Source organism: Streptomyces sp. ADI95-17, assembly GCF_003846175.1.
Classification (GTDB): Bacteria; Actinomycetota; Actinomycetes; order Streptomycetales; family Streptomycetaceae; genus Streptomyces; species Streptomyces sanglieri.
In genome coordinates, this window is sequence record NZ_ML123048.1 from 449,464 (window position 1) to 452,985 (window position 3,522).

Consider the following 3,522-nt stretch of genomic DNA (forward strand, 5'->3'; position numbering starts at 1 on the left):
GCCCTCATCACCACTGCGCCGTCTGCCTCGCTCAGCTACTCAGTTGCGCCAGCAGGGCTGGGTGGTCGGCGAGAGCGTTCTGGAGCAGCTGTCGGGCGAAGGGCGCGTACTGGCCGCTGTCGGCAGCTGTCCAGTCGATCGGGCCGAAGGGCGGCTCGGGGTCGTACTCGATGAACAGCTGGACCATGCGCGCGACCTCGTTGCCGGCGAGGCGGGCGACAAGGTGCAGTGCCATGTCGATGCCGGCCGAGACGCCGGCGGCGGTGATGAAGTGCCCGTCCTCGACCCAGCGCCGGGTGACCGGCGTTACCCCGAAGCGGGCGAGCAAGTCGCGGTACATCCAGTGCGTGGTGGCCTGGCGGCCCTCCAGGAGCCCTGCCGCCGCGAGCAGTAGCGAGCCGGTGCACACCGAGCCGACGACCTGGGACCGCGCCGCGGTCTCGCGTAGGTTGCCCAGCAGATTCTCGTCGGCCATCGCGGCAAGGGTGGGGACGAGGCCGCCGGGCACGATCATTGCATGCGGATCCGCTATTTCCTCGAAGGTGTGACTGGGTACCAGGGACAGCGGGGTGTCGCTTCCCATCGGCTCGATCCGCTCGCCGATCACGACGGTGCGGTAGCCGGGAACCAGATCAGCCAGCGCTGCGAAGACCTGCAGCGGGCCGACGATGTCCAACGGTGTGAGGCCCGGGTACAGCACGAAGGCGATGGTTTTCACCGGGGCCGACGGCGCGGGCGAGGTTTCAGTCATGACAGGACTCCTGAATGTCGGTGGGTGGCCGGTGGCCGGCTGCCGCCCTGACCACCCTCACCCACCGCCGCAACCAGAGACAGGAGCCTCTGGACTCTATGTCCGAAATCCTGGGATGCCTGTCCTGTAGACGGATTCGGTAGGGTCGTAGGCATGACGAAAGCCGTCCGCCACCGCGTGGTGGTCGTGGCCTACGACGATGTGGAACTCGTTGAGGTCGCCTGCGTGACCAGCGCCTTCGACGGGGCGAACCGCCTCGGTGCGAGTCCGCCCTACGACGTCCGCCTGGTCGCCCCGGAGGGCCGCCCGGTGCGCTGCTCGTCAGGACTGGTCCTGGGCGCGCAGGCGGCGCTGGAGCGTACCCGCGGCCCGGTCGACACGCTGCTGGTCGTCGGCGGGCCGGGCCACGCCGCGGCGGCGCAGAACCCCTGGCTGGTGGAGCACGTGCGCCGCCTGGCCGGAATCGGCCGTCGGGTCGCATCGGTGTGCACGGGCGCCAGTGTTCTGGCGGCGACCGGGCTGCTCGACGGCCGGCGCGCCACGACCCACTGGGCGTACGCGCACGACCTCGCGCAGCGTCACCCGGCCGTCGAAGTCGACCCCGCGCCGCTGTACCTCCGCGACGAGCACGTCTGCACGTCGGCCGGGGTCACCGGGGCACTCGACCTCACCCTCGCATTCGTCGAGGAGGACCACGGCCCAGCCCTCGCCCGGACACTGGCCCGGATGATGGTGACCTACCTCCAGCGGCCCGGCAACCAGGCCCAGATCAGCATGTTCGTCGATGCACCGGCTCCGGAGCACCGGACCGTGCAACGGACCGTCGAGCACATCACCGGGCACCTCGACGGCGACCTCAGCGCCACCGCGCTCGCCGCGTACGCGGGAGTCAGCGGACGTCATCTGGCCCGGCTGTTCCTCGACAACCTCGGACAGACACCGGCCCAGTTCGTACGGACCGCCCGAGCCGAGGCGGCCTCACAACTCCTCGTCTCCACAGCACTGCCACTGGCTTCGATCGCGAGGCGCTGCGGATTCAGCTCCGCCGAGGCAATGAGGCAGGTGTTCCTGGACCACTACGGAACCACACCCAGCCAGCACCGCACCGTCCACAGCGCTCCCCGGGGTGCACCCCCGCGGAGCGACCGTGACTGAACCGCTCCGCCATCTGGGACGAGATCACCGGCGCCACCGCCCTGCCCACCACAGCGTGAGCCAAGCCCCCGCCCGACCCCCACACACCCTGACGCGCCCTCAATCGATCAACACCGCACCAACATGACAACGCCGTTCCGCCGCATCATCGGCGCAAGATGGACGTGTTCTCTGCCGCGCTGCTCACGCGAGCCGCTGATCGCGAGCCCCAGCCCAGCAGGCCATGCTCCTCGGAAAGAAGCGCGGTTGGATCTAGTTCTTGCTCCCACAGGATCGTGGCCGAACGACTCCACGCGGCCTGTGACTCTGCGCCTTTCCGATAGCCTCGAGGGACATGACTTCGAACCGTTCCTCCCACCGGATGCCGCTGGACGCTCTGGAATCACTGTGCGAGTCTGCCATCCGGTCCGCAGGCGGATCCCCAGAGATGGCTGCAGTTCTCGCGTCAGCGACCGTTGCCGCCGAGCGACGAGGCAGGCGTGAAGTGGGAGCGGCGCATCTGCTCGACTACCTCGCCGCTCTCCGATACGGACGTCTGAACGGCGTGGCCCGACCCCGCGTCGCCTCGGCTCGGGCCGCCGTCGTCACCGTCGACGCCGATTGCGGCACCGCGCAGCTCGCGTTCGACCACGCCCTCGGAGACCTTGTCGAGCGGGCTCGCGCCAGCGGTGTGGCCGTTCTCGCCATGTATAACTCCTTCAGCGCCGGAGAGCTCGGTCACTACGCGTCGCGCGTCGCCGACAAGGGGCTGATCGCCCTGGCATGCGCCAACTCGCCGGCGCTCATGGCCGTGTACGGCGCGCGCGTGGCAATCACGGGCACCAATCCGCTCTCGTGCGCGCTGCCTCACCCGTCGGGTCCGCGGATGTTCGATCAGGCGACGAGCGCGGCCGCCTGGGTGACCGTCCGAGACGCGGCGATGCGGGGCGAGACCATTCCGGACGGCTGGGCGCTCGACGCCGACGGCAACCCGACCTCCGACGCACGCGCCGCCCTGAGCGGCGCGCTCCTGCCGTTCGGAGGCGTCAAGGGTGCCAACATCGCGCTCGTGGTCGAGATGCTGGCCGCCGTGGCCGGCGGATCGTTCTCACAGGACGCGGCGCCCTTCGACTCCGGAACCCGGTCCCCGCGCCTAGGCCTGTTCGTCACGGCGATCGACCCGACCGCCTTCGACACATCGTACGCACAGCGAGCGGAGGATCATCTGAGTCGACTCGCCTCCGAGCACGACGCGGACTTCGGTCGGCGAAAGACGCCCATCACCGAGGTCGAAATCCCCGACGACGTCTACCGAGCGCTCACGACGCCCTGACCAAGGATCGCGAGGATACCCGCGCCCACCCGACCGGATCGCTGCCGGCTCACCGGCGACGAGCTCGCCGTCCCGATCGGCCTACAGAACTCATCCCCAGCCGGATAGCCAAATCTGGTGCGACAACCGGACTGTTCGCTCGCCGACCGTCCGATCAAGTCAATATGACGGAAGCCCATCGGCTGGCACTGTCACGTTGACTGACCGGGTGGGTGATCTTCTGGTTGGTCATGCTGGGAGGGGTCGTCCGTGGACAGCGCGCCGCCGGGCGTTGTCACGTTGTTGGGTGGGTGTTCGACTGTGG

Annotated in this window: 3 protein-coding genes; 2 read left to right on the top strand and 1 reads right to left on the bottom strand. The window is 69.1% G+C overall.

What is annotated here, in order from left to right; translation table 11 throughout:
• Positions 1–31 precede the first annotated feature (31 nt).
• Positions 32–751 carry a DJ-1/PfpI family protein gene (locus EES42_RS25120; RefSeq protein ID WP_124720515.1) on the bottom strand — a complete coding sequence of 240 codons (720 nt, stop codon included), beginning with the start codon at positions 749–751 and terminating at the stop codon, positions 32–34.
• 153 nt (positions 752–904) lie between these two features.
• On the opposite strand from EES42_RS25120, the gene EES42_RS25125 reads away from it, so the two are divergent.
• Together EES42_RS25125 and EES42_RS25130 are read left to right on the top strand one after the other, a co-directional pair.
• Complete coding sequence (locus EES42_RS25125) at positions 905–1,906, top strand: GlxA family transcriptional regulator (RefSeq protein WP_124720516.1); 1,002 nt, start codon at positions 905–907, stop codon at positions 1,904–1,906.
• Positions 1,907–2,267: 361 nt separating this feature from the next.
• A complete protein-coding gene (locus EES42_RS25130) occupies positions 2,268–3,218 on the top strand; it encodes an Ldh family oxidoreductase (RefSeq protein WP_277426142.1) in 951 nt (316 codons plus the stop codon).
• The last annotated feature ends 304 nt before the right edge of the window (positions 3,219–3,522 follow it).